Raw genomic sequence first — 23,516 nt, 5'->3', positions numbered from 1 at the left:
TTAAAGTTTCGTTCGTATGAGTTACTAGCTATTAAAAGGGAGGTTTTTATGTATGAATGGAAAACGCTGGGCAGCTATAGGTATTGCAGTGTTTCTTTTTGGCTTTTCCGTCGTCAGCAGTTTATTGTTCACGTTTAGAGATGCAGAGAGCTCTTTGGCAGAGATGTTCACTTCTGCTTCAGATCCATTTGCTGAAGAAGTGATCGAAGAAGGCAATGCAATGAATAAAATTGCGGTGTTAAATTTGAATGGGACGATTCAGGATACAGGTGAAGCAGGCTCTTTATTGGGGGCAACAGGTTATAATCATCAATCGTTTATGAAAAAGCTGGATTTTGTGAAAGAGGATAACAGCGTAGAGGGAATTATTCTTCGTGTGAATACCCCAGGCGGCGGTGTTGTGGAAAGTGCAGAAATCCATGACAAGATCGTTGAAATTCAGGAAGAAACAGAAAAACCGGTATACATATCAATGGGATCTATGGCTGCTTCTGGCGGATATTACATTTCTGCTCCTGCAGATAAGATCTTTGCCAGTGCAGAAACAATGACAGGTTCTTTAGGTGTTATCATGCAAGGCTATAATTTCTCGGGACTTGCTGAAAACCTTGGAGTGGATTTCGTCACAATCAAAAGCGGGGAATATAAGGACATTATGAGTTCCACAAGAGAAATGACCGAAGAGGAACGGAGCATATTGCAGGATATGATTGATAACTCCTATGATGGCTTTGTAAAAGTAATCTCAGAAGGACGTGAGATGACAGAAGCAGAGGTCAGGGAGATTGCGGATGGAAGAATTTATGATGGCCGTCAAGCACTTGAATTAAATTTAATCGATGGATTTGGCTATCTCGATGATGTTATACAGCAGATGGAAGATGATTATGATCTAGGCGGGGCGCAAGTTGTTCAATATGCTGATAACGTTGGCTTTGGCTCTTTGTTAAGCATGGGAGTGCAAAAGTTTGCTGGTCCTGAGACAGAAATGGCGGGCCTTGTGAATCTATTATCGCATACTCACTCACCACGCCTCATGTACTTATATGCTGAATAGGAGGTGTTCTCATGACTGATGACAAACGTTTGGATGCAGAACTTGAAAAAAATGAAATACATGCTCAAACAGATGAGTATCCTTCAGCAGATGAAAGCATGCACTCTTCTGCCATGGCAATTCAGCAGACTGGTCACATACGATTTGCCGGATTTTGGATGCGGTTTTGGGCGTATTTAGCCGATATCATCGTAATAGGGAGCATTGATCGTCTCTTAATTAATCCGCTATTTAGATTGCTGGATTTACCTCTATATGAAACAGGGCTATTTTCAATGATGACCATTGCAACAGCACTGACCTTTTACTTATATTTTGTCCTTATGACCAAGTTTTTCGGTCAGACATTAGGAAAAATGATTTTTGGTTTAAAGGTAGTTCAGTTAAATGGAGAAAAACTATCATGGAATACGGTTCTCTTTAGAGAATGGATTGGCCGTTTCATTTCTGGATATATCATTGTGTTATATGTCATCGTAGCTTTTCTGCCAAAAAAACAAGGATTACATGATCTTTTCGTCGATACAACAGTGGTACATGAAAAATAAGATGACAAAACCTGCTGGTGATTATACTCAGCAGGTTTATTTTTGCCCGAATTTGTCCATACTTGCGGCTGAAAGGCTGTGAATGAAGTGAAGTGGCTGCTGATTATTGCTGGTATTCTACTATTTCTCCTGCTCCTGATCATCTTTACAAGAGTAAAGGTGTATTTTCATTTGTATCATAATAAAGATCAAAATCATATGAAGCTTGAATTTAGAGCATGGTATGGATTAATTAAATATAAAATTGATATTCCGCTCGTTAAAATAGCAGAAGATTCACCAACTCTTGTTGTGAAAGAGAAAACGGCTGCAGGACCAAATGAGAATCAAACGAGCAAAGATACGAAGGAATATTCTGCCGATACATTGCTTGATAGTCTGCATGATACAAAAGAAATATTACATCATGTTGTTTCGTTATATAAAATCATTCAATCTTTTCTCAAGAAAATCACGATTAAAACTTTATCCTGGCATACTCTGGTTGGTGTAGGAGATGCTGCCTTGACTGGCATGATCACCGGTGCATTTTGGAGTGTTAAAGGAAGTTTGCTTGGATTTATCAGCCATTATTTTCGTCTGAAAGCAATACCGGATGTTACGATAACGCCTCAATTTCAATTTGCTGTATCACAAACCGCTTTAACATGTATGTTTCATTTTCGGATCGGGCATGCTATGGTGGCAGGAATTAAACTGATTAAATATTGGAAAGGCGGAATGGCAGACTTTCGAACCAAGCCATTATCTGTCTTATCTGATGATAAAACCAATACTGTTTAGTTAGGAGGCGCAGTAAATGTCTGAACATCCAATTCAAGGCTTGATGACTACTGCAATGGAAAATCTTAAGGAAATGATTGATGTAAACACCATCATTGGTGACCCGGTAGAAACACCGGATGGCAGTGTTATTTTAACTGTATCAAAAGTAGGTTTTGGTTTTGCAGCCGGCGGAAGTGAATTTAAGCTTGAAGATAAAAGCGGCGGCCAAGGAGAAACAAAAACGCATCCTTTTGGAGGCGGTAGCGGTGGCGGTGTTTCCATTACACCGATTGCTTTCCTAATCGTAAATGCACATGAAGTGAAAATGGTTCACTTAGATGAAAGCACACATCTATACGAGAAAATAATTGACCTGGCACCTCAAGCAGTTGAAAAAATTCAGCAAATGTTTAATAAAAAGGATGCCCAGAATCAATCTGGCAATGGGCAGCAAAGCCAGAATCAAAGTCAAAACCAAAATCAAGCCTATAACGGTCCTAAAGAAGATTTACAATTTTAGTATAAAAAAAGAGTTAACTTCATGATCTTCGAAGTTAGCTTTTTTAATGGCTGGACGGCAAGTTTTTTATTGAATCAAGAATCTTTTTCTTTGCAAAACCACAGCCGAAAAGCTATGATTTACACTGTACATAACACAAAAGGGAGGATTTAATTATGGCTTCTATTACATTTAAAGGCGGTCCTGTTACTCTGTTAGGACAAGAGGTTAAGGTTGGAGACAAAGCTCCTGAATTTACAGTGCTTGCCAATGATTTATCTCCTGTTACACTTGCAGATTCAAAAGGACAGGTTAGATTAATTAGTGTAGTACCATCCATTGATACTGGAGTATGTGATGCACAAACACGCCGTTTCAACGAAGCAGCAGCAGAACTGGGCAATGTAAAAGTATTAACAGTTAGTGTTGATCTTCCATTTGCACAGAAGCGCTGGTGTGCAGCAGCAGGTATTGAGCAAGTACAAACGCTATCTGACCACCGTGACCTTTCTTTTGGGGAAGCGTATGGCGTAGCTATAAAAGAACTCCGTCTTTTAGCAAGAGCGGTATTTGTAGTTGATTCTAATGACGAAGTGACATATGTGGAATACGTAAGCGAAGCAACAGATCACCCTGACTATGATGCTGCAATTGAAGCAGCAAAAGCAGCAAAATAAGCAAAATAAGATAGACAGCCCCGTGCCTAGCGGGGCTTTTTACTGCTTTTGGCTGGACTGTTTCTCCTTTTGCAGGCTCGCCAATCGTATAATTTAATTAAAATGGTATAAACGATGGCAGGTTTCGTTCAAACTTGTGATAATATAGCTTCATCTAATAGATGATGATTTTATAGAACGGGGGAAAGAGGATTGAATAACTTAGCACCGGTGGAGGAATTATTTACTGTTTTTAATGAAACAGCCACCATTATGCAAGAGGAATTTGATTGTACATATTTAGAAGCATTAGCTGAAACAGGGGAAAACTTGTTTCACGGAAGCATACTGCAAGAGGAACTTAGTGAGCTGAGTGTGAAAAGGCTCCGTAAAAGCTATGATTCCATTCAGCTTGATCGCTTCAGTTCCGAGGAAATAAGAAAATCGTTTCAGCTTGCTATCTTAAAAGGGATGAAGCAAAACATTCAGCAGAATCATCAAATGACACCAGATTCGATTGGGATGTTCATGGGCTATTTAGCTGATAAGTTTTTAAGCGGCAAAGAAATTCATCTGCTTGATCCAGCCGTGGGGACAGGGAACCTGTTGACAACTGTCATAAATCATATGCATAATCGTACAATTGAAGCAACGGGTGTGGAGATTGATGACATCTTAATTAAGCTAGCTTATATTAATGCAAATCTGCAGGAGCATCCGATTCAATTTTTTAACCAAGATGCGTTAGAGCCTTTATTTACCGAACTTGCTGATGCTGTAATTTGTGATTTGCCGGTAGGCTACTATCCGAATGATGTAAGAGCTGCTGAATATAAGTTAAAAGCAGATGAAGGACATGCATATGCACATCACCTCTTTATTGAGCAAAGTGTGAATCATGTGAAAGAGGGCGGCTATTTATTTTTGCTCGTACCAAACGGTCTTTTCGAAAGTCAGCAGGCAGGAAAACTTCACGAGTATTTAAAAGAGAATGCCATCATACAAGGACTCTTTCAACTGCCGTTAACTCTATTTAAAAATGAACAAGCTGCAAAAAGCATCTTGATCCTGCAAAAGAAAGGTGAAAATGTAAAGCCGCCTAAAGAGGCATTACTAGTTAATCTGCCAAGCCTTTCAAAAGCTCAGGCAGTTGACCGGATCCTTACGCAAGTGAATGAATGGATTAAAGAAAATAAGTAGGATAAAAGCCGGCATTGCCGGCTTTTTTTTCTAGTGTTTATATAGTGTTAACTCCTTATAAGGACTAATCATTAACGAGAATATTCTGTAGTTAAAATGAAACTAAATTTCTGATAATTATCAGAATAAAATTACTTTTATAATGTAAACGATAACAATTTGTACTTGCCTTGAAAAAAACGGAAAGCAATGATTAAATGAGAAATTGAGAGATATAAATGATCAGCGTTGAGCAGACTATATTTGTATGTAAACGCAGTTTATAAAGGAGCGGACAAAATGGCAAAAATTATTGCAATTAATGCCGGCAGTTCATCATTGAAATTTCAATTGTTTGAAATGCCTACTGAAGAAGTAATTACAAAAGGTCTAATTGAGAGAATTGGCTTAGATAATGCAGTGTTTAATATTACAGTGAATGGTGAAAAAGTGAAAGAGGTTACAGATATTCCTGATCATGAAGTAGCTGTAAAAATCCTTCTTGATAAATTAACTTCACTTGGAATCATTCAATCATTAGACGAAATTGAAGGAATTGGCCACCGCGTCGTTCATGGCGGAGAAGAATTTCCAGATTCAGCATTAATTACTGAAGAAGTTCTTGCTAAAATTAGCGATCTTTCAGAGCTTGCACCTTTACATAATCCTGCAAATATTACAGGAATTAAAGCGTTCCAGCAAGTTCTTCCAAATGTACCGGCTGTAGCTGTTTTTGATACAGCATTCCACCAGACAATGCCTGAAGCTTCATTTTTATACAGCTTGCCATATGATTACTACACAGAGTATGGAATCCGTAAATATGGTTTCCACGGTACTTCACATAAATATGTATCAGAACGTGCTGCAGAAATGCTTGGCCGTCCGATTGAACAGCTTCGCCTTATTTCCTGCCACCTAGGAAATGGTGCAAGTATTGCAGCTATTGAAGGCGGAAAATCAATCGATACATCAATGGGCTTTACACCTCTTGCAGGGGTGACAATGGGAACAAGATCCGGTAACATCGATCCTGCGTTAATTCCATTCATCATGGAAAAAACAGAAAAAACAGCTGAAGAAGTACTTGATGTTTTAAATAAAAAGAGTGGTATGCTTGGCGTTTCCGGCTTCTCAAGCGACCTTCGTGATATTGAAGTTCAAGCTAATGAAGGCAATGAAAGAGCTGAGCTAGCTCTACAAGTATTTGCAGACAGAATTCATAAATATATCGGTTCATATGCTGCAAGAATGTATGGTGTAGATGCTATTATTTTCACAGCTGGTATTGGTGAAAACAGTGACGTTATCCGTGAAAAAGTTCTTCAGGGACTTGAATTCATGGGTGTATACTTCGACCCTGCACTTAACCAAGTACGAGGCAAGGAAGCATTCATCAGCTATCCGCATTCACCTGTAAAAGTTATGGTCATCCCTACGGATGAGGAAGTAATGATTGCACGTGACGTTGTAAGATTAGCGAAGTAATTCTTTATGTATTAGGGGAATCCGCCAGTCGATCTTTGACTGGACGGGTTCCCCTTTTTTGTATGTCTGCTGCAATCGCTCTCTTCTCCTTTTGCTGGAGAGGAATTCTGCTATCACGCTATGCTATACTGGGGATATTAGAAGAAAAATGGTTTCGGAGGGATGGATCATGTCATTGACAGCCAGCGAGCAAAGGGTACTAAATTCAATTCTTGATTGGGAAGAAAAATTGCATAGCTACGAACCAAATGATTTTATGCTTACATATGATAAGTATTTGGAACGTTCATTCTCTATGCTTCCTGAAGAAATACAGCAGCAGTTTTTTGCCTCTTTAGATAATTGGCTATTTCATTTACACGCATTGATTCAAGGCTCACAGCTGCAGATGGATGCAAAGGAACGCATCTTAAGTGCAGGCAGAATTTATAATACTAACATTGAAAAGGTAGAAGATTTACGTTTACTGACCATCGACCAGCTCCAATACATAGCTCAGCAGCAAATTTCTAGGCATCGGATCTATTCACTTGCACAAGGCGGTCTTACTGGTACAGGAAGTGCGATCATGATTGGCACGGATCTGCCTGCCATGGCTGTCATTAATTTAAGAGCCGTGCAATTAATTGCAATGACATATGGTTTTGAAGTAAATACACCATATGAAATGATGAACTCACTAAAAGTTTGTCATTCTGCATTACTTCCAGCACGTCTGCAGCCTGCTATATGGGAAGAGTTAAAGGCAGATCTGAATAGTGAGGAAGAAGAACGTTATTTTTACGAAGGAAAAGAGGATTTAACAGATGTTTCTTGGATGAACCAGCCAATTCAGCAGGTTTTGAAAGGAATGTTAATCTTGCTTCTCAGAAAAAAATCGATCCAGGGCATTCCTTTTGCCAGTATGGCGATTGGTGCGGGTGCGAACTACCGATTAACAGCAAAGGTCACAGATTTTGCACATAAATACTATCAGCTGAAATATTTAAACGGAAAAGGTGAATGAGGATGAGCCAGCTTGAGCACAAAATGGAAGCACCCAAAATAGTAAAATGCAAGATCATTACGGTTAGTGATACACGTACAAAGGAAACAGATAAGAGCGGACAGCTTATGAATGAGCTCCTTAAAGATAACGGCCATCTTATTGTTGATTATGTCATTGTCAAAGATGATGCTGCTTCTATTGTAGAAGAAGTAAAAAAAGGGTGTAATTCCCCTGATATTGATGTGATTTTAACAAATGGAGGAACAGGAATCGCCAAAAGAGATGTAACAATTGAAGCCATCTCTGCACTGTATGAAAAAGAAATAACTGGTTTTGGCGAGCTTTTTCGCCTGCTTAGCTATCAAGAAGATATCGGTTCGGCTGCCATTCTTTCACGTGCCTCTGCAGGAGTACTTCAAAACAAAGCCATATTTTCCACTCCAGGCTCAACTGGAGCCGTGAAGTTGGCCATGAATAAACTCATTTTGCCTGAATTAGGCCATGTAGTGCGTGAATTGAAAAAAGATTTATAAAGAAAAGACCGGATAAGCGGAGCTTTTAGATTAAAAGCAAAATAGAGCTTACTACGAGTTAATAAGAAGATCGGACATAGTATTCAAGCGCGTAATAGAATCGAGTGAGGCTGGTCATAAGTATTTAACACAACACAGAACCGAATGATTAGGAAGTGAAGCTTTCTAATCATTTGGTTTTTTTTTATTTGTTTAAGATTTAATATTTCTAAACATGAGTGAAATGGAGCGGAGGACCCTCGACTCCTATGGGCAATAGAGGAAAAGGTGAGACCCCGCAGGAGCTTTTTGCTCCGAGGAGGCTCAGCTTCCTCCCCATGGAAAGCGAGGGTCTGGAGCGCAATGGAACGGGCTTGTGTAAACACGTAAATCTTGAAAATGAACATCGTGTTTTACAAATAGTAATTTCGTTTTGTCCCAGCCTCATCGAATTTTTTTGATGAAAAATTTATAAGTTTAGTGAATTGGAGCGAAAAACCCCTCTTGATTCCTGCGTTGACAGCTTTATTTTTTGTATATTTTTAATGAACTTTTTATTTTTTCTAATTCTTTTTTAAATGTCCCAGTATTTCATTTGAGTATATTTCGGTGAGTATATAAAATACAGAATATTTAATTTTTATTCAATTGAGTGAATTTGTATTGATTTTTATAAGAAAGGTTGATAAAGTAATAGCATAATAAATGAATAAAAATATAATAAAATGTATATTTATACGTATAAAACGAAAGGGGATTTACACATAATGACAAATCCAAAAAAAATAGTTCTTGCCTATTCAGGCGGATTAGATACTTCAGTTGCAATTAAATGGCTCGGAGACCAAGGTTATTCAGTAGTTGCCTGCTGCTTGGATGTGGGTGAAGGAAAAGATCTAGACTTTATTAAGGAGAAAGCACTTAAGGTTGGTGCAGTTTCTTCATATGTCATTGATGCAAAAGAAGAATTTGCAAATGAGTTTGCATTAGTGGCACTTAAAGCCCACGCTCTTTATGAAAATAAGTATCCGCTTGTATCCGCACTTTCAAGACCTTTAATTGCTAAAAAGCTGGTAGAGGTTGCAGAAAAAGAAGGAGCAGTAGCCGTTGCGCATGGTTGTACAGGAAAAGGAAATGATCAGGTTCGCTTTGAAGTAGCTATTCAAGCATTAAATCCTGAATTGAAAGTACTTGCGCCAGTTCGTGAATGGAAATGGTCGCGTGAAGAAGAAATTGAGTATGCAAAACAAAAAAATATACCCATTCCGATCAATCTTGATTCTCCTTATTCCATCGATCAGAATTTATGGGGCAGAAGCAATGAGTGCGGAATTTTAGAAGATCCTTGGGCAGCTCCTCCTGAAGATGCATATGAGCTTACATCTAGTCTAGAGAATGCTCCAGATCAAGCCGATATTGTTGAAATCGATTTTGAAAAAGGCGTGCCTGTTAGTTTAAACGGTAAAAAATATCCACTATCTGAGCTTATTTCAGAATTGAACTACTTAGCTGGAAAACATGGTGTAGGCCGTATTGATCATGTTGAAAATCGTCTTGTTGGCATTAAATCACGTGAAGTTTATGAGTGTCCTGGTGCGATGACGCTAATTAAAGCTCATAAAGAGCTTGAAGATTTAACACTCGTAAAAGAGGTTGCTCATTTTAAACCTGTCATTGAAAAGAAAATTGCTGAATTAATTTATGAAGGATTGTGGTTTTCACAGCTAAAGGATGCACTGCTTGCATTTCTTGAGGAAACACAAACATACGTTACTGGAACGGTAAGAGTAAAGCTCTTTAAAGGCCATGCCATTATTGAAGGCAGAAAGTCACCGTATTCTTTATACGATGAGAAGCTTGCAACCTATACATCTGATGATGAATTTGATCACAATGCAGCTGTTGGCTTTATTCAGCTTTGGGGACTTCCAACAAAAGTACAGAGCATTGTTCAAAAAGAGAAGAAGGTGACAGTGTGAAAAAGCTTTGGGGAGGCAGATTTACTAAATCTGCTGAAGAATGGGTAGATGAGTTTGGTGCATCCATATCATTTGATCAGGAACTGGTGCAGGAGGATCTTGAAGGCAGTATAGCGCATGTTACTATGCTTGCCTCCACTGGCATTATCTCAGAAGATGAAGCTGCTAAAATTAAGGATGGACTAAAAGTGCTTAAACAAAAGGCAGAGCAGGGAGAATTGCAGTATTCTGTGAAGCTGGAGGATATCCATTTAAACCTCGAAAGCATGCTGACAGACATCGTTGGTCCTGTAGGCGGAAAGCTTCATACAGCAAGAAGCCGTAATGATCAGGTTGCTACAGATATGCACTTATACTTGCGCAGTGAAGTTGGGCAAATCATTCAATTCGTTGAAGAGCTGCAAAAATCACTGTTAGAAAAGGCTGAAGAGCATGTTGAAACATTGATGCCAGGCTATACGCATCTCCAAAGAGCACAGCCTATATCTTTCGGGCACCATTTAATGGCTTATTTTTGGATGCTGCAGCGTGATAAAGAACGCTTAATCGAGAGCTTAAAGCGCATAAATATTTCTCCGCTTGGCGCTGGTGCACTTGCAGGAACAACATTTCCGATTGATCGCCTGCAAACAGCTGATTTACTCGGATTTGATGGGATTTATGAAAATAGTCTTGATGCGGTAAGTGACCGTGATTTTATTCTCGAATTCTTATCAAATAGTTCAATCTTAATGATGCACTTGTCCCGTTTAAGTGAAGAATTTATTCTTTGGTCTTCACAGGAGTTTCAATTCATTGAACTTGACGATAGCTTTGCAACAGGAAGCAGCATTATGCCTCAAAAGAAAAATCCTGATATGGCGGAATTAATTCGCGGGAAAACGGGTCGTGTCTATGGCAATTTAGTTGGTTTGCTCACAGTTTTAAAGGGATTGCCGCTGGCATACAACAAAGATATGCAGGAAGACAAAGAAGGCATGTTTGATACTGTTAAAACGGTAGCGGGTTCATTAAAAATCTTTGCTGGAATGGTAAGTACAATGAAGGTGAAGAAGCAGCAAATGGAAAAGGCGACGAAAACAGACTTTTCAAATGCTACGGAACTTGCTGATTATCTTTCGGATAAAGGAATTCCTTTCAGGGAAGCACACGAAATAGTAGGTAAATTAGTTCTGTTATGTGTTGAGAAAGGCTGTTATCTTGGAGATCTTCCACTTGAAGAGTATAAAAATGCTCATCCTCAATTTAACGAAGATATTTATGAGGTGCTTGACCCTGCTAATGCGGTTCAAAGACGGAACAGCGCAGGAGGTACAGGCTTTAAACAAGTAGAGGCAGCCATAGAAAAAGCAAAAGTAATATTAAATCACAAAGAAGAGCACGCTGTTTTGTAACAGCGTGCTTTGGTATTGAAGCAGCATATGCTTCGTATAATTAGTAAGTTATTCAGATTCTTTTTTTGTCCGAACAACTAAAACATCGCATTCCGCATAACGAGTTATATGCTCAGAAACGCTGCCAATAAGGAACCGTTCAACTGCATTCATTCCTGTTGCTCCACAGATAATTAAGTCGACATTATGATTTTTAGCCATCTCTTTAGGCACCTTTACTTTAGGTGAGCCAAAATCGATTTCATAAGTAACTTCATTAACACCTGCTTCTAATGCTGCCTGTCTGTATTTTTCCATCAGTTCTTCTGCATATTCATTTGCACGGTCTGCAGAGCCGCGGTCGTAGGCTTCTACATTAGCATATGTGCGTGTATCAACAATATGGGCTACGATGATCTTTGCATTATTCCTCTTTGCTATTTCTATTGCTTTTCTAAAAGCCCAATCTGCTTCAGGCGAACCATCTACAGCAACTAGTATATTTTCATAATTCATAGCCATAAAAATTCTCCTCCTTTGCCTTATTTATACATACCCAAAACTTGTATAACTCTAACAAAAAATCGAACAATATATGAAGAACTTAAAAAAGGAGCGATACAAATGAAAAAACAGGATGCAAATAATCAATCTTATTACGAGATGGATGAAAAAGGCACAAACGAAGTTAGTGAGCAAATTACAAACGCATATAATAGCGGTGTAATTGACTATTCAGAAGAACAAATTCAAAAACAAAATAAGAAAAAGCGTCACTAAAAAGTTTCTCCGCTAATAGAGGGAGTATGTCTATGCAAAAAAGCCGTCATTTTTAAATGATGGCTTTTTTGCAGAATGCTTTATGGATACTAAATAATTTGCAGTTCCTTTGGAAATTTAGTTAAAACTTCTACCCCATTCTCAGTAACTGCCAGGTCATCTTCAATTCTCACACCTGCGACTCCTGGTACGTAGATGCCTGGTTCAATTGTAAAGACCATTCCTTTTTCAAGCTGAAGCGGATTGGTTTCTGTTAAGGATGGATATTCATGCACACTGATTCCTAGTCCATGACCTAATCGGTGTGGGAAATATTCTCCATAGCCTGCTTCTCTAATAATATTCCGGGCTGTTAAATCAATATCAGCGGCCGTCATGCCGGGTTTACTGGCTTCTACTGCAGCCAGTTGTGCTTTTAGTACGGTATCATAGATCTCTTTTTGCTTATCATTGATATCACCGAATGCAACGGTTCTTGTTATATCAGAGCAATATCCTTTCCATACAACGCCTAAGTCGAAAAGAACTAGATCACCCTTTTTCATCTGAGTCATGCCCGGTGTGCCATGTGGTGAGGCACCGTTAGCTCCAGTCAGAACCATGGTTGAAAAGGACATTTCGTTGACACCTTTTTTCTTGAGTGCATATTCTATTGCTGCTAATACATCCAGCTCTGTTTTTCCTTCAGCAATCTCCGAGCAGCCCACTTCAATGGCATAGTCGGCTAAAGCACATGCTTCTCTTATGATTTCAAGCTCTTGCTCGTCCTTCACCATCCGAAGCTTTCTGAGCTTATCTTCTGCTGAAACAAACTGCGCTCCGCTGAAAAGCTGTGTAATGGCTTCATAGCGTTCTACATTCATATGCTCTTTTTCAATTGCTGCCGTAGAAATTTGAGCAACTCGCTTCTTTACTGCCTGTTGAACTTTCTCCCAAGGATTTTCAATATCGCTATAACCAATGATTTCATGGTTCCAGCCTGCTTGTTTAGCGTCTTCTATTTCCATGGCAGGGCAGACGAGAAATGGCTCTGCATCTTGGAAAACAGCAAGTCCCAGTAACCGTTCATGCGGATCACTGAAAAAACCGCTCAAATAAAAAACATTTTCAGATGAAGTGATAAAGCTGAACTGGATATTATTCTCTTTCATCCACTCAGAAACACTATGTAACTTTTTATTCATATATATACCTCCCTAATCGTCCTTACTATGAGAGTAGCAACTAATAAAGGAAAAGTAAATATCAAGAACCTAGAGAGATGTCGATGAAATTTATAATTCATGTTACAAGGGGATTTTCACTGAATTTATATTTTTCGTTACATAATGGATATAGAAAAAGGGAATAGCAACTATGTGGAAGTAGTGAATGAAGAAAATGTTAAGGAGTGTTGATCTTGAAAGTATCATATCATGGACATTCAATCGTGAAGATTGAAACAAATGGAAAAACGATTCTTATCGATCCTTTTATTAATGGGAATGAACTAACAGATTTAAAAGCTGAAGATGTAAAAGCAGATGTCATCATTGTCACACATGGCCATGGCGATCATTTAGGTGATACAGTTGAAATAGCAAAAAAGAATGATGCGTTAGTAATTGGGAATGCAGAGCTTGCTGCCTATTTAGGCTGGCAAGGAGTCAAGACCCATGGAATGAGCATTGGCGGAGCTTATGAATTTGATTTTGGGAAAGTGAAGTTAACGCAAGCTATCCACGGAACAGGGTACATTACGGATGACCAGCAAATTATTTATTTGGGGATGCCAGCCGGAGTGCTGTTTATGGCAGAAGGAAAAACCGTATATCATGCGGGAGACACAGCCTTATTCTCAGATATGAAGCTAATTGGGGAGCGTCATCCTATCGATGTAGTATTTTTGCCGATTGGCGATAATTTTACGATGGGCCCTGAAGATGCTGCTTATGCAGCCAAATTATTGCAGGCAAAAACAGTGGTACCAATTCATTTTAATACATTCCCGCCAATTAAACAGGATCCCCATGAATTTATTGAGCTTCTTGATGATCAAAGCGGAAAAGTATTAGAGGCCGGCGAGTCGATTGAACTGTAGTCAGCTTTGTATTATAAGAGAATGTTGAGTTGCCTTCTAACCGAGGAAAGCTAAAAATAGAAAAAAGGCACATGCTTCATTTTAGAGCATGTGCTTTTTGCATGTTTTCAGCATGTCCGCATACATTTTAATGATAGATGTATTAGGAGGGGAAATCATGTACAAAAATCGTTACTTATTATGTTTGCTCATTTGTGGGCTCATGCTTTATTATGCTGTGCCTCGCTTAAGTATTCAGGCAGGAGGAGAACAAGGCTTATTCTCTGCCGTATGGCTTGCATTTATGCTTATGGCCGTTGCCGGGAATTTAACAGCGATGCTTTACGCTCCAAGACGCGCAGCTCGTACACAAAAAACATCAATCGCTGACAAAAAGAAGATCCGCTCTTATCGCTAGCAGAGCGGCAGACTGAATTGAATATAGACCCTCTTAACCTTATAATAGACTTAGCAATGAGGAGAAGAGGGTGACATGGATTGGCGACGAAACACGAACAAATCCTGCAATATATAGATGAATTGCCCGTTGGGGAAAAAATTTCTGTCAGGCAAATTGCGAAAGCATTATCTGTAAGCGAAGGAACAGCTTACAGGGCCATTAAGGAAGCTGAGAATAAAGGTTACGTAAGCACCATTGAACGTGTAGGCACGATTAGAATCGAGCGGAAGAAAAAAGAAAACATTGAAAAGCTTACGTACGCTGAGGTTGTAAACATCGTTGATGGTCAAGTACTTGGCGGCAGAACCGGGCTCCATAAAACACTTAATAAGTTTGTCATCGGAGCAATGGAGCTCGATGCCATGATGCGTTATACCGGTGCGGGAAACCTCCTGATTATCGGGAACCGGACAAATGCTCATGAACTGGCTCTAAAAGCAGGTGCGGCAGTACTCATTACGGGTGGGTTTGATACCGATGAGGATGTGAAGCGAATTGCAGATGAACTGCAGCTCCCGATCATCTCGACTAGCTATGATACATTCACTGTTGCAACCATGATTAATCGGGCGATTTACGATCAGCTCATAAAAAAAGAGATTGTCCTGGTAGAGGACATTTTAACACCTATTGAAGATACGACTGTTCTGAGAACAACTGATACAGTCGAGGATTGGTTTACATATAACCGGCAGACTACCCATAGCCGTTTTCCTGTTGTAGATCATAATGGAAAAGTCTATGGAATGGTTACCTCTAAAGACGTTATGGGCAGAGACCCGCATACTTCTATTGAAAAAATAATGACGAAAAATCCAATGACGGTTGGCGGAAAAACAAGTGTTGCTTCTTCCTCTCATATGATGGTATGGGAAGGAATTGAATTGCTGCCTGTAGTTGATGATGCCAATAAATTAATTGGCATCATCAGCAGGCAGGATGTATTAAAGGCATTGCAAATGATTCAGCGCCAGCCGCAGGTGGGGGAAACGCTGGATGATATCGTTACAAATCAGTTTACCGTCATGAAAGGCAAAGGCAAAGGTGATGATGTATACCAATGCGAGGTAACACCGCAAATGACAAATTATCTTGGCACGATTTCTTATGGTGTTTTTACTACAATTGTTTCTGAGGCAGCCAATCGCATTTTGAAAAGCTATAAAAAAGGTGATCTTGTTGTAGAAAATATGACGATCTATTTTTTAAAACCTGTTCAAATTGACAGCACCCTTGATATATTCCCAAAAGTACTTGAGGTTGGAAGAAAGTTTGGTAAAGTCGACGTTGAAGTCTTCAATGAAGGGATTCTTGTCGGTAAAGCAATGATGATGTGCCAGCTGATTGACAGAAGCTAATGTGATCACTAAATAGAGAATTAGAGCACATCAAAAAGCCCGCCATTGTCTGGCGGGCAAGTAATAACGACTTTTATCCTTTTTTATACGCTTCAACCTCTGCTGCTGCATGCGGCAGATGAAATTTATACGCTTTAAAGCCAGTATATAGGCAAAGAACACCGACAATGATAAAAATAGCTGAAACGATATAGGCTGTTGTGTTCGGCGTTAGAAATAGCTGGTTTACTCCAAAAATTCCAACAAATGAGCCTAATGCCATTCTGCCTTTTGCAGTAATCCAATGCCTTTCAGCAGGACCTTTAGCCATGAAGGATCTGATCTTATAGAAAATATAAAGTGAAAAAGATACAATCACCAGTATAACGAGTATGGGCATTGTTAAACCTCCAAGTATAATCAATCATATTCATTTTAACGGGAAAGACAGTAAAATTCCAATTATATTTACAATCAGTAGGCAAAACGATTAAAATCCATTAATATATGATAAAAGTTATTTGGGCGTTTAGAGCGGTAAATTGTTAAAAGATCTCTCAGATCAGCTTGATCTGCTGTTGTTTTTATATTTATCAAATGTATATCCAAAAGGAGTATCTCATGAAAAAGCAAATAATCGAAAAAATAAAGCAGTATGAAACCATTATCATACATAGACACGTAAGACCAGATCCAGATGCATATGGCTCTCAAGGCGGTCTGGCTGAGGTGATTCAGGCATCATTCCCGGAGAAAAAAGTTTATACAGTTGGTCAGGAAGAAGAGACTCTGCACTATCTGCGCAGATTGGACAACATCTCCGATGATACATTTAAAGGAGCACTTGTCATTGTATGCGATACAGCTAATACAGAACGAATTTGTGACCAGCGCTATACAAAGGGTGATTTCCTAATCAAAATTGACCATCATCCGAATGTGGATCCATATGGAGACATCATGTGGGTAGATACTAATGCCAGCTCCACTAGTGAAATGATCTATGAATTTTATAAGGAAGGCAAGGATGATGGCCTCCAAATGTCTGATGAAGCAGCGCGTCTTCTTTTTGCAGGAATTGTAGGGGACACTGGCAGGTTTCTATATCCAAGCTCAACAGAAAAGACATTTGCATATGCGGGTGAGCTAATTCACTATCAATTCTCCCGGACAGAGCTTTTTGATAAAATGTATGAGCTTCAGCCGAATATCGTTAAATTGAATGGTTTTGTGCTGCAGAATTTTGAAATGCTCCAGCATGGAGCTGCCATGATGGTATTGAAGAAAGAACTGCTCGAAACCTATGATGCAAAACCTTCTCAAGCGTCCTTGCTTGTAAGTGAGCTTGGGAACGTTGCAGGCATTAAAGCATGGGTATTTTTCATCGAGGAAAATGATCAAATCCGTGTTCGCCTGCGCTCGAAAGGACCGGTCATCAACACGATTGCTGCTAAATACAACGGAGGCGGCCACCCGCTTGCAGCAGGTGCATCAATTTATTCGTGGGATGAAATGAGTTCTGTCATAAAGGATTTAGAAGAGGTTTGTAAAAAGTAAAAAGCTGACAAATGTCAGCTTTTCAGATTGTAGACAAAAGGGGTTCGGAATGGTCTCATTCCGAACCCCTTTTGAAGTTTTTTTTCTATTTTTATTCCTTTAGAGGACAGAATGCAGCTATCCTATCCTCAGATTTATACTGTTTTTGGGTCCTGCCACGTCCAGTTGGCTATTTTCTTTAAATTCATGGACGCGAAAGTAAGCATCGCTTGCATCGACAATTTTTTAAGTCCCCTTAACGTTGTCCAACGCATTCCATGCTTTTCTTTTGCATCAGCGAAAACACGTTCAATCGTTTCCTTTCGCTTTGCGTATATTGGTTTTACATCTTTGTGATGGCGAAGATGTTCCGCTTCCTCCACATATTCCTGCCAAATATGCCGGGTCACCACTTTTTGGTGATTCTTACTCTGTGTACATTGGTGCAATAATGAACAAGTGGCACAAGTCTGTTTCAATGATTTGTATTCACGGTAGCCTTCCTTGGTGGTAGTTGAATAGTTCAAAATTTTGCCCGCTGGGCAAATATAACAATCAAAATGTTCATCATAAACATATTCGTGCTTTCGGAAGAATCCATCCTTTGTACGTGGTCGTGTATAAGGGAGTGCAGGTGTTATTTCATGTTCAATTAAGTACTTCGTGATGGCAGGTGTTTTATAAGCTGCGTCTGCGGCAACGGCTTCAGGTTTTCCAACTCTATCAATCACTCGTTCAACTAAAGGCTCAAGGATTCCACTATCATGAATGTTTCCTGGTGTAACTATATTTCCTAAGATAAATCCGTTGCGATCAGAGGCGGCATGAAACGAATAAGCAAACTGTTTAGTGCGTTCGTCTTTGACGTAGTAGCCACTTTCTGGGTCTGTGGTACTTTCTTTGATCTCTTTTGTTTCCTCTTTTTCAAATTTATCAGGTGGAAATGGCTTCTTCCCATGATCTTCACGGTCATCGTTGATTTCTGTTTGAAGCTGTTCTTGATATGCGCGTGTTTCCTTCCGCACAACTTTCTTCGCAAATTTATGTTTATTCGCGCTTGCTTTTACGTGTGTCGAGTCAATAAAAACATGTTCAGCGCTAATTAATTTCTTTTCCGTGGCCGTTTTTAAGATTCGATAGAAGATCTGTTCAAATAGATCAGTATCTTTAAAACGACGCTCATAGTTTTTACCGAAGGTAGAGAAGTGAGGAACTTTATCATAAAATCCATATCCTAAAAACCAGCGATAAGCCATGTTTGTTTTTAGTTCCTCAATGGTTTGGCGCATGGACCGAATACCGAAGGTATATTGAATAAAAGTAAGCTTTATTAAAATTACCGGGTCAATGCTTGGACGACCTACTTCTGAATATGTATCTTTTACTAAATCATAAATGAAGGAGAAGTCAATTGCAGCCTCCATTTTTCGTACTAAATGGTTTTCAGGTACCAGTTGATCTAACGCAACCATTTCAAGCTGATCACGTTGAATTGAATTATGTTTGGAAAGCATCTTCCTCACCTCTAACCTTATTCTCCTTTTATTCTAAAACAAAAAAGACTGTAGGCAAACTCGATTTTCATCGAGTTTGTCTACAGTCTGAAAAGCTGACAAATGTCAGCTTTTTTTGCTTATTAAGTGCAGATAAGCTTCCTCCTATCCGTCCAGCCTTAGATATTTTCTATTCAAGCTGCAGATTCACATGGATGGAGAAGGTCGTATATACACTCATTTTTTTAATCGTTACTTTATAACGCTTTCCATTGATTTCAAGTGTTTTGTTTTGAATGATTCTTTCAATTAATCCTAAGCTTGAATGTACAGTTTCAATATCCTTTGCAACCATCATGCTGATTTCTTCTTTTAACGTCTTTTCAGCTTCAAAGACACTGTATACATCAAGTTTGTATTTGTTATAGTTATCTATTTTTAAATGGATCTGCTGAACGGTCAGTTTTTCTTTATTCTCTTTATTCAGTTTCTTAAATTCTTCCTGCCAAATATCCTTTTCCTTGGTGAGTTCCTGTATTAAGTCCTTTTGACCATCAATTTGTTTACTGTAATCCTCCTGCCATTCTCCAAAGATATACAGAAAAAAAAACCAGCTGATAAATGCACCGATAGCCATCCCTCCTAAAAAGCGCTGCCATGAGGGCTTGCGGTAAAGAGGTGGGATTCTCATTACGAAACATGCTCCTGTGTTAACCAGTTAATCAGCAGTGCTCCGGTTTGAGCACCTCCAAGGGCGGAAAGGATGAGCAGGCATTGCTTGAAAAGATCTTTTGTTTGTCCATCTAAAACGCCTCGTTCAAAACTATAAACAGTATCAAATGTCCCGCCGATTGCAGCAATAATCGCCCAGATTCGAATAAGATTCGAAAGACGGAAAACTTCTGTTAGCGGCGGCTTTCCAGTAATAAACGCTGCAAGTGCACCGATAATAGATCCGCCAAGCAAAACACCAAGTGCAATAAAGTAGCTTTCAAACAGTGATGCGAAAAAGGGTTGATTCTCCATATATCTCCATCCTTGTTTAGCATATTCGTAAACATTTATTATTACATCATATGGACATACTGCTTTTTTTATGATGGTTGTCTCATTTTTAACAAACCTTGGAGAAATGTCCTTTCATAACGTTCTGCAAAAGCATACACATAAGTATTAAAGCTATAAGCATTCAAACTTTCATCACCCTCCCGCTAAAAGCGGATTTCTTTGCTGCATATGATTCTTCCTCATTAGGTACGGTGAATTGAAAAAAGAGAACATATTTTCTTTTTTATATCTCCCGTTCTATAATAAAAGGAATAGAAGAAATAAGGGTGTGATTACAGTGTCTTTTATTCACCTTCATGTGTATAGTGCATATAGCTTGCTGATGAGTACAGCAAAAGTGGAGGACTTGGCTAAACAAGCCAAACAACTTGGCTTTGAGGCGATTGCATTAACAGACAGAAACGTGATGTATGGCGCTGTCTCTTTTTATAAGGAATGCTTAAAAAATGAGATAAAGCCTATTTTAGGTTTAACAGCAGATGTAGTAGATGATGAATCTGAACAGGCAGAGCCATTTCCTCTAGTGTTACTGGCTAGAAATCAAACAGGCTATCAAAATCTGCTTAAGATTTCGAGTGTGATTGGCACAAAATCTCCAGGTGGAATTCCTGCAAGATGGCTAAAGGCATATAACCAAGGCTTAATTATGCTGAGTCCAGGTCTTGAAGGGAAAATTGAGCAGCACTTGATTAATGACGAATACGAAGAAGCGAAAAAGTCAGCATGTTTCTATCGGGATCACTGCGAGGAGCAGCAGTTTTATTTATCGCTGCATGATCATGGAATATCAAATGAAGAAAAAGTGAGAAATGGGCTTGTGCAAATCAGTTCAGAAACGGGGATTGAGCTTACTGCTGCGAATGCGGTGCATTATTTGCAGAAGGAAGACGCTTTTGCGCAAGACTGCCTGACTTGTATTAAAAACGGTGAAAAGATTCAAGCTGAAGACAGAATGAGACTGCAGGGCGAAGAATACAATCTAAAATCTGCAGCGGAAATGACTGGGCTTTTATCCATGTATCCTGATGCGTTGGAAAATACGCTAAAAATCGCTGAGCAATGCAATGTAATGCTTGAGCTGAATGGAGAACATCTGCCAAAATATCCTGCGGTGGATGGTTTAACGTCAGAACAATTACTAGAAAAATTATGCTGGCAAGGGTATCAGGAACGATTTCCTCAGGATACAAAAGTGCATAAGGAACGTCTGGCATATGAGTTAAGTATTCTAAAGAAAATGAAATACAGCGACTATTTTTTAATAGTCTATGATTTTATGAAATATTGCCGAGAGCACGATATTTTAACAGGACCTGGCCGGGGTTCAGCAGCCGGTTCGATGGTGGCTTATGTACTTTATATTACAGATGTGGACCCAATCGCTCACGGATTGCTGTTCGAGCGTTTCTTGAACCCTGAGAGAATTTCTATGCCTGATATCGATATTGATTTTCCAGATCATCGCCGGGATGAAGTGATTCAGTATGTGGCCAACAAGTATGGCGAAATGCATGTAGCCCAAATTGTGACCTTTGGAACGATGGCAGCAAAAGCTGCACTGCGGGATGTTGGCAGAGCTTTTGGCTTAAATACAAAGGAGCTGGACAGGCTGTCAAAGTCAGTGCCTTCCAAGCTGGGGATTACACTGAGTGAGGCATATAATTCATCCGATTCTCTGCGAAGATTTACAGAAGAATCAGGCCTGCATAAACGTCTATTTGAAACAGCACTAAAACTGGAAGGATTGCCGCGGCATACATCTACACACGCAGCTGGAGTGGTGATCAGCGAAATGCCGCTAGTTTCTGTTGTCCCTATACAGGCAGGGCATGATCAAGTGTACCTGACACAATACTCAATGGAATATTTAGAGAATATAGGTCTCTTAAAAATGGACTTTTTGGGATTAAGAAACTTATCCCTTATCGAAAATATAGTGAACTCCATTAATAGACATTCAAAAGAAAAAATAGATATTAAGTCTATCCCTGTAAATGACGAACATGTTTTTAAACTGCTGAGCAGCGGCAGAACCAATGGGATTTTTCAGTTTGAATCAGCAGGGATGCAAAGAGTACTGAAAAATTTGCGTCCATCGTCCTTTGAAGATATCGTCGCCGTTAATGCCCTCTATCGTCCAGGTCCAATGGAAAACATTTCTCTCTTTATTGACCGTAAGCATGGGAAACAAGAGATTTCATACTACCATCCTGACTTAAAGCCGATCCTTGAGAACACATATGGTGTTATCGTGTATCAGGAGCAGATTATGCAGATTGCTGCGATGATGGCTGGATTTACTTTAGGGGAAGCAGATATGCTCAGACGGGCAGTTAGTAAGAAACAGAAGGAAGTACTGGATCAAGAACGGACTCATTTTGTTGCTGGCGCATTGAAAAAAGGGTATTCAGAGCAAACGGCACACAATATATATGATTTAATTGTGAAATTTGCTAACTATGGATTTAACAGGAGCCATGCGGTTGCTTATAGTTTAATTGCGTATCAGCTAGCTTTTCTAAAAGCAAACTACCCGCTTCATTTTATGGCGGCCCTGCTTTCATCCTCTGCAGGCAATGAGGTGAAAATCTCTCAATATATTCGAGAGTTAAAAGACTTGAAACTCAAAGTGCTGCCTCCATCCATTAACAAAAGCTGGTATACATTTACTGTTGAACACCATTCTGTCCGCTATAGCCTTGGTGCTATTAAAGGGATAGGAGGAAATGTTCTAAAGGAAATCTTCAAGGCGCGGGGACAGCAGAAATTTCATGATTTATTTGATTTCTGTATGCGCGTTTCCCACAAAATAGCCAATAGAAAAATCATTGAAACACTTATCCATTCCGGTAGCTTTGATGAATTCGGTGAAGACCGGGCAGTCCTTCTTGCCAGCATTGATGCAGCATTGGAGCATGCATTACTTGTGAACCCGGATGATGAGCAGGCTGACTTCTTTTCTGACGGTGAATTTTTCCCGAAACCTAAATATACAATCGTTGATCCAATAACTGCAGAAGCTAAGCTGGCATTTGAAAAAGAAGTGCTGGGGCTGTATTTGTCTGACCACCCTATATCTGTTTATGAAAATGAGCAGGAAAGGATGGGGACGGATATCATCGCTGAATTGGATACATCAGCCCGTCAGGTAAAGTTATTCGTCTTTTTAGCAGAGTTAAATAAAATTCGCACTAAAAAAGGGGACACGATGGCGTTTATCACACTTAGTGATCAGAGTGGTGAAGTAGAAGGAGTCATCTTTCCGAATGTCCTAAATCAATATTCGCATCTTCTAAACAAAGGAAGGATTCTCTTCATATCAGGCAAGCCCGAAGAAAGGGATGGAAAGAAGCAGATCATTGTACAATCGATCCAGACACCAGAACAGGCAATAGCTACATTTAAGCCGAAAGAGCCTATCCTTTATTTGAAAATTACAGAGCAGCAGGAAACAAATGAACAGCTGCGAAAGCTTAAGGATTTGTTTAGAGAAAATTCCGGAGCTATTTCAGTTATTCTCTATTATGAGAGCAGCGGCAAGAGGATCAAGCTTGGAGAAGAAGATTGTGTTCATCCCACTTCAATTTTTATGGATAGGCTAAAAGGTTTATTAGGCAGTGAAAATGTGATATTAAAGCGATAGCCCTTTACATCAAGATCATATATGTTATAGTAGTTGGTGTTAAGATCATTGGTCAGACCACTACGCTGTATAGAAGAATCTGCTGTAAAACACAGG

Annotated in this window: 23 protein-coding genes; 17 read left to right on the top strand and 6 right to left on the bottom strand. The window is 39.3% G+C overall.

Annotated elements, in window-relative coordinates:
• Window positions 1-52 precede the first annotated feature (52 nt).
• The 11 genes from sppA to argH all read left to right on the top strand — a co-directional run bounded on the left by sppA (window position 53) and on the right by argH (window position 11,065).
• Window positions 53-1,057, top strand: a complete 1,005-nt coding sequence (gene sppA, locus J1899_RS16945; RefSeq protein ID WP_214475387.1) for a signal peptide peptidase SppA — start codon at window positions 53-55, stop codon at window positions 1,055-1,057.
• Window positions 1,058-1,155: 98 nt separating this feature from the next.
• Complete coding sequence (locus J1899_RS16940; protein WP_246586724.1) at window positions 1,156-1,605, top strand: RDD family protein; 450 nt, start codon at window positions 1,156-1,158, stop codon at window positions 1,603-1,605.
• A 78-nt stretch (window positions 1,606-1,683) separates the two neighbouring features.
• Entirely contained in the window at window positions 1,684-2,388 is a 705-nt protein-coding gene (locus tag J1899_RS16935) for a DUF2953 domain-containing protein (RefSeq protein ID WP_343216726.1), read from the top strand.
• Window positions 2,389-2,404: 16 nt separating this feature from the next.
• Window positions 2,405-2,890 (top strand): GerW family sporulation protein, encoded by a 486-nt coding sequence (ytfJ, locus tag J1899_RS16930; RefSeq protein ID WP_066443016.1) that lies wholly within the window; start codon window positions 2,405-2,407, stop codon window positions 2,888-2,890.
• 155 nt (window positions 2,891-3,045) lie between these two features.
• Window positions 3,046-3,546: a thiol peroxidase gene (gene tpx, locus J1899_RS16925; RefSeq protein WP_066443017.1), complete on the top strand. Its 501-nt coding sequence runs from the start codon at window positions 3,046-3,048 to the stop codon at window positions 3,544-3,546.
• 192 nt (window positions 3,547-3,738) lie between these two features.
• Entirely contained in the window at window positions 3,739-4,725 is a 987-nt protein-coding gene (locus J1899_RS16920) for a class I SAM-dependent methyltransferase (RefSeq protein ID WP_343216725.1), read from the top strand.
• 279 nt (window positions 4,726-5,004) lie between these two features.
• A complete protein-coding gene (locus J1899_RS16915) occupies window positions 5,005-6,192 on the top strand; it encodes an acetate kinase (protein ID WP_214475382.1) in 1,188 nt (395 codons plus the stop codon).
• A 169-nt stretch (window positions 6,193-6,361) separates the two neighbouring features.
• Window positions 6,362-7,198: an EcsC family protein gene (locus tag J1899_RS16910; RefSeq protein ID WP_214475380.1), complete on the top strand. Its 837-nt coding sequence runs from the start codon at window positions 6,362-6,364 to the stop codon at window positions 7,196-7,198.
• A gap of 2 nt (window positions 7,199-7,200) precedes the next feature.
• Window positions 7,201-7,713: a MogA/MoaB family molybdenum cofactor biosynthesis protein gene (locus J1899_RS16905; RefSeq protein ID WP_214475377.1), complete on the top strand. Its 513-nt coding sequence runs from the start codon at window positions 7,201-7,203 to the stop codon at window positions 7,711-7,713.
• A 746-nt stretch (window positions 7,714-8,459) separates the two neighbouring features.
• Window positions 8,460-9,671 (top strand): argininosuccinate synthase, encoded by a 1,212-nt coding sequence (locus tag J1899_RS16900; RefSeq protein ID WP_214475375.1) that lies wholly within the window; start codon window positions 8,460-8,462, stop codon window positions 9,669-9,671.
• Entirely contained in the window at window positions 9,668-11,065 is a 1,398-nt protein-coding gene (gene argH, locus J1899_RS16895) for an argininosuccinate lyase (protein ID WP_214475373.1), read from the top strand. Before J1899_RS16900 ends, argH begins: the two co-directional genes overlap by 4 nt.
• A 48-nt stretch (window positions 11,066-11,113) precedes the next feature.
• On the opposite strand, the gene J1899_RS16890 is transcribed toward argH, so the two are convergent.
• Entirely contained in the window at window positions 11,114-11,566 is a 453-nt protein-coding gene (locus J1899_RS16890; RefSeq protein ID WP_214475371.1) for a universal stress protein, read from the bottom strand.
• 102 nt (window positions 11,567-11,668) lie between these two features.
• Here J1899_RS16890 and J1899_RS16885 point away from each other — a divergent pair, with 102 nt between their 5' ends.
• Window positions 11,669-11,824: a hypothetical protein gene (locus J1899_RS16885; protein ID WP_214475370.1), complete on the top strand. Its 156-nt coding sequence runs from the start codon at window positions 11,669-11,671 to the stop codon at window positions 11,822-11,824.
• Window positions 11,825-11,913: 89 nt separating this feature from the next.
• Here J1899_RS16885 and J1899_RS16880 read toward each other — a convergent pair whose 3' ends face one another.
• Window positions 11,914-13,008 carry a M24 family metallopeptidase gene (locus tag J1899_RS16880; RefSeq protein WP_214475368.1) on the bottom strand — a complete coding sequence of 365 codons (1,095 nt, stop codon included), beginning with the start codon at window positions 13,006-13,008 and terminating at the stop codon, window positions 11,914-11,916.
• A 215-nt stretch (window positions 13,009-13,223) separates the two neighbouring features.
• On the opposite strand from J1899_RS16880, the gene J1899_RS16875 reads away from it, so the two are divergent.
• The 3 genes from J1899_RS16875 (at window position 13,224) to J1899_RS16865 (ending at window position 15,701) form a co-directional block, all read left to right on the top strand.
• Window positions 13,224-13,904, top strand: a complete 681-nt coding sequence (locus J1899_RS16875; protein ID WP_066443025.1) for a metal-dependent hydrolase — start codon at window positions 13,224-13,226, stop codon at window positions 13,902-13,904.
• A 157-nt stretch (window positions 13,905-14,061) separates the two neighbouring features.
• Window positions 14,062-14,301 (top strand): hypothetical protein, encoded by a 240-nt coding sequence (locus tag J1899_RS16870; RefSeq protein ID WP_214475366.1) that lies wholly within the window; start codon window positions 14,062-14,064, stop codon window positions 14,299-14,301.
• 80 nt (window positions 14,302-14,381) lie between these two features.
• The gene (locus J1899_RS16865) at window positions 14,382-15,701 is read left to right on the top strand and encodes a CBS domain-containing protein (protein ID WP_214475364.1); all 1,320 of its coding nucleotides are present in this window, start codon (window positions 14,382-14,384) and stop codon (window positions 15,699-15,701) included.
• Between the two features lie 73 nt (window positions 15,702-15,774).
• On the opposite strand, the gene J1899_RS16860 is transcribed toward J1899_RS16865, so the two are convergent.
• Window positions 15,775-16,080 (bottom strand): YtpI family protein, encoded by a 306-nt coding sequence (locus tag J1899_RS16860; protein WP_066443028.1) that lies wholly within the window; start codon window positions 16,078-16,080, stop codon window positions 15,775-15,777.
• A 221-nt stretch (window positions 16,081-16,301) separates the two neighbouring features.
• On the opposite strand from J1899_RS16860, the gene J1899_RS16855 reads away from it, so the two are divergent.
• Window positions 16,302-17,237 (top strand): DHH family phosphoesterase, encoded by a 936-nt coding sequence (locus J1899_RS16855; protein WP_214475362.1) that lies wholly within the window; start codon window positions 16,302-16,304, stop codon window positions 17,235-17,237.
• 134 nt (window positions 17,238-17,371) lie between these two features.
• Here the strand turns inward: J1899_RS16855 and J1899_RS16850 are convergent, their stop codons facing one another.
• The 3 genes from J1899_RS16850 to ytrH form a co-directional block, all read right to left on the bottom strand.
• Window positions 17,372-18,730, bottom strand: coding sequence for an IS1182 family transposase (locus J1899_RS16850; protein ID WP_214475360.1), 1,359 nt, complete (start codon window positions 18,728-18,730; stop codon window positions 17,372-17,374).
• Window positions 18,731-18,899: 169 nt separating this feature from the next.
• Window positions 18,900-19,400 (bottom strand): sporulation membrane protein YtrI, encoded by a 501-nt coding sequence (gene ytrI / locus J1899_RS16845; protein ID WP_066443030.1) that lies wholly within the window; start codon window positions 19,398-19,400, stop codon window positions 18,900-18,902.
• The gene (ytrH, locus tag J1899_RS16840) at window positions 19,400-19,735 is read right to left on the bottom strand and encodes a sporulation membrane protein YtrH (RefSeq protein ID WP_066443031.1); all 336 of its coding nucleotides are present in this window, start codon (window positions 19,733-19,735) and stop codon (window positions 19,400-19,402) included. Before ytrH ends, ytrI begins: the two co-directional genes overlap by 1 nt.
• 319 nt (window positions 19,736-20,054) lie before the next feature.
• Here ytrH and dnaE point away from each other — a divergent pair, with 319 nt between their 5' ends.
• Window positions 20,055-23,420, top strand: coding sequence for a DNA polymerase III subunit alpha (dnaE, locus tag J1899_RS16835; protein WP_214475357.1), 3,366 nt, complete (start codon window positions 20,055-20,057; stop codon window positions 23,418-23,420).
• Window positions 23,421-23,516 lie beyond the last annotated feature (96 nt).

The organism is Cytobacillus gottheilii, from assembly GCF_018582665.1.
In the GTDB taxonomy this organism is placed as follows: domain Bacteria; phylum Bacillota; class Bacilli; order Bacillales; family Cytobacillaceae; genus Cytobacillus; species Cytobacillus gottheilii.
Note: the sequence above shows the minus strand (reverse complement) of the source record. Positions and strands in the feature narration are given on the sequence as shown.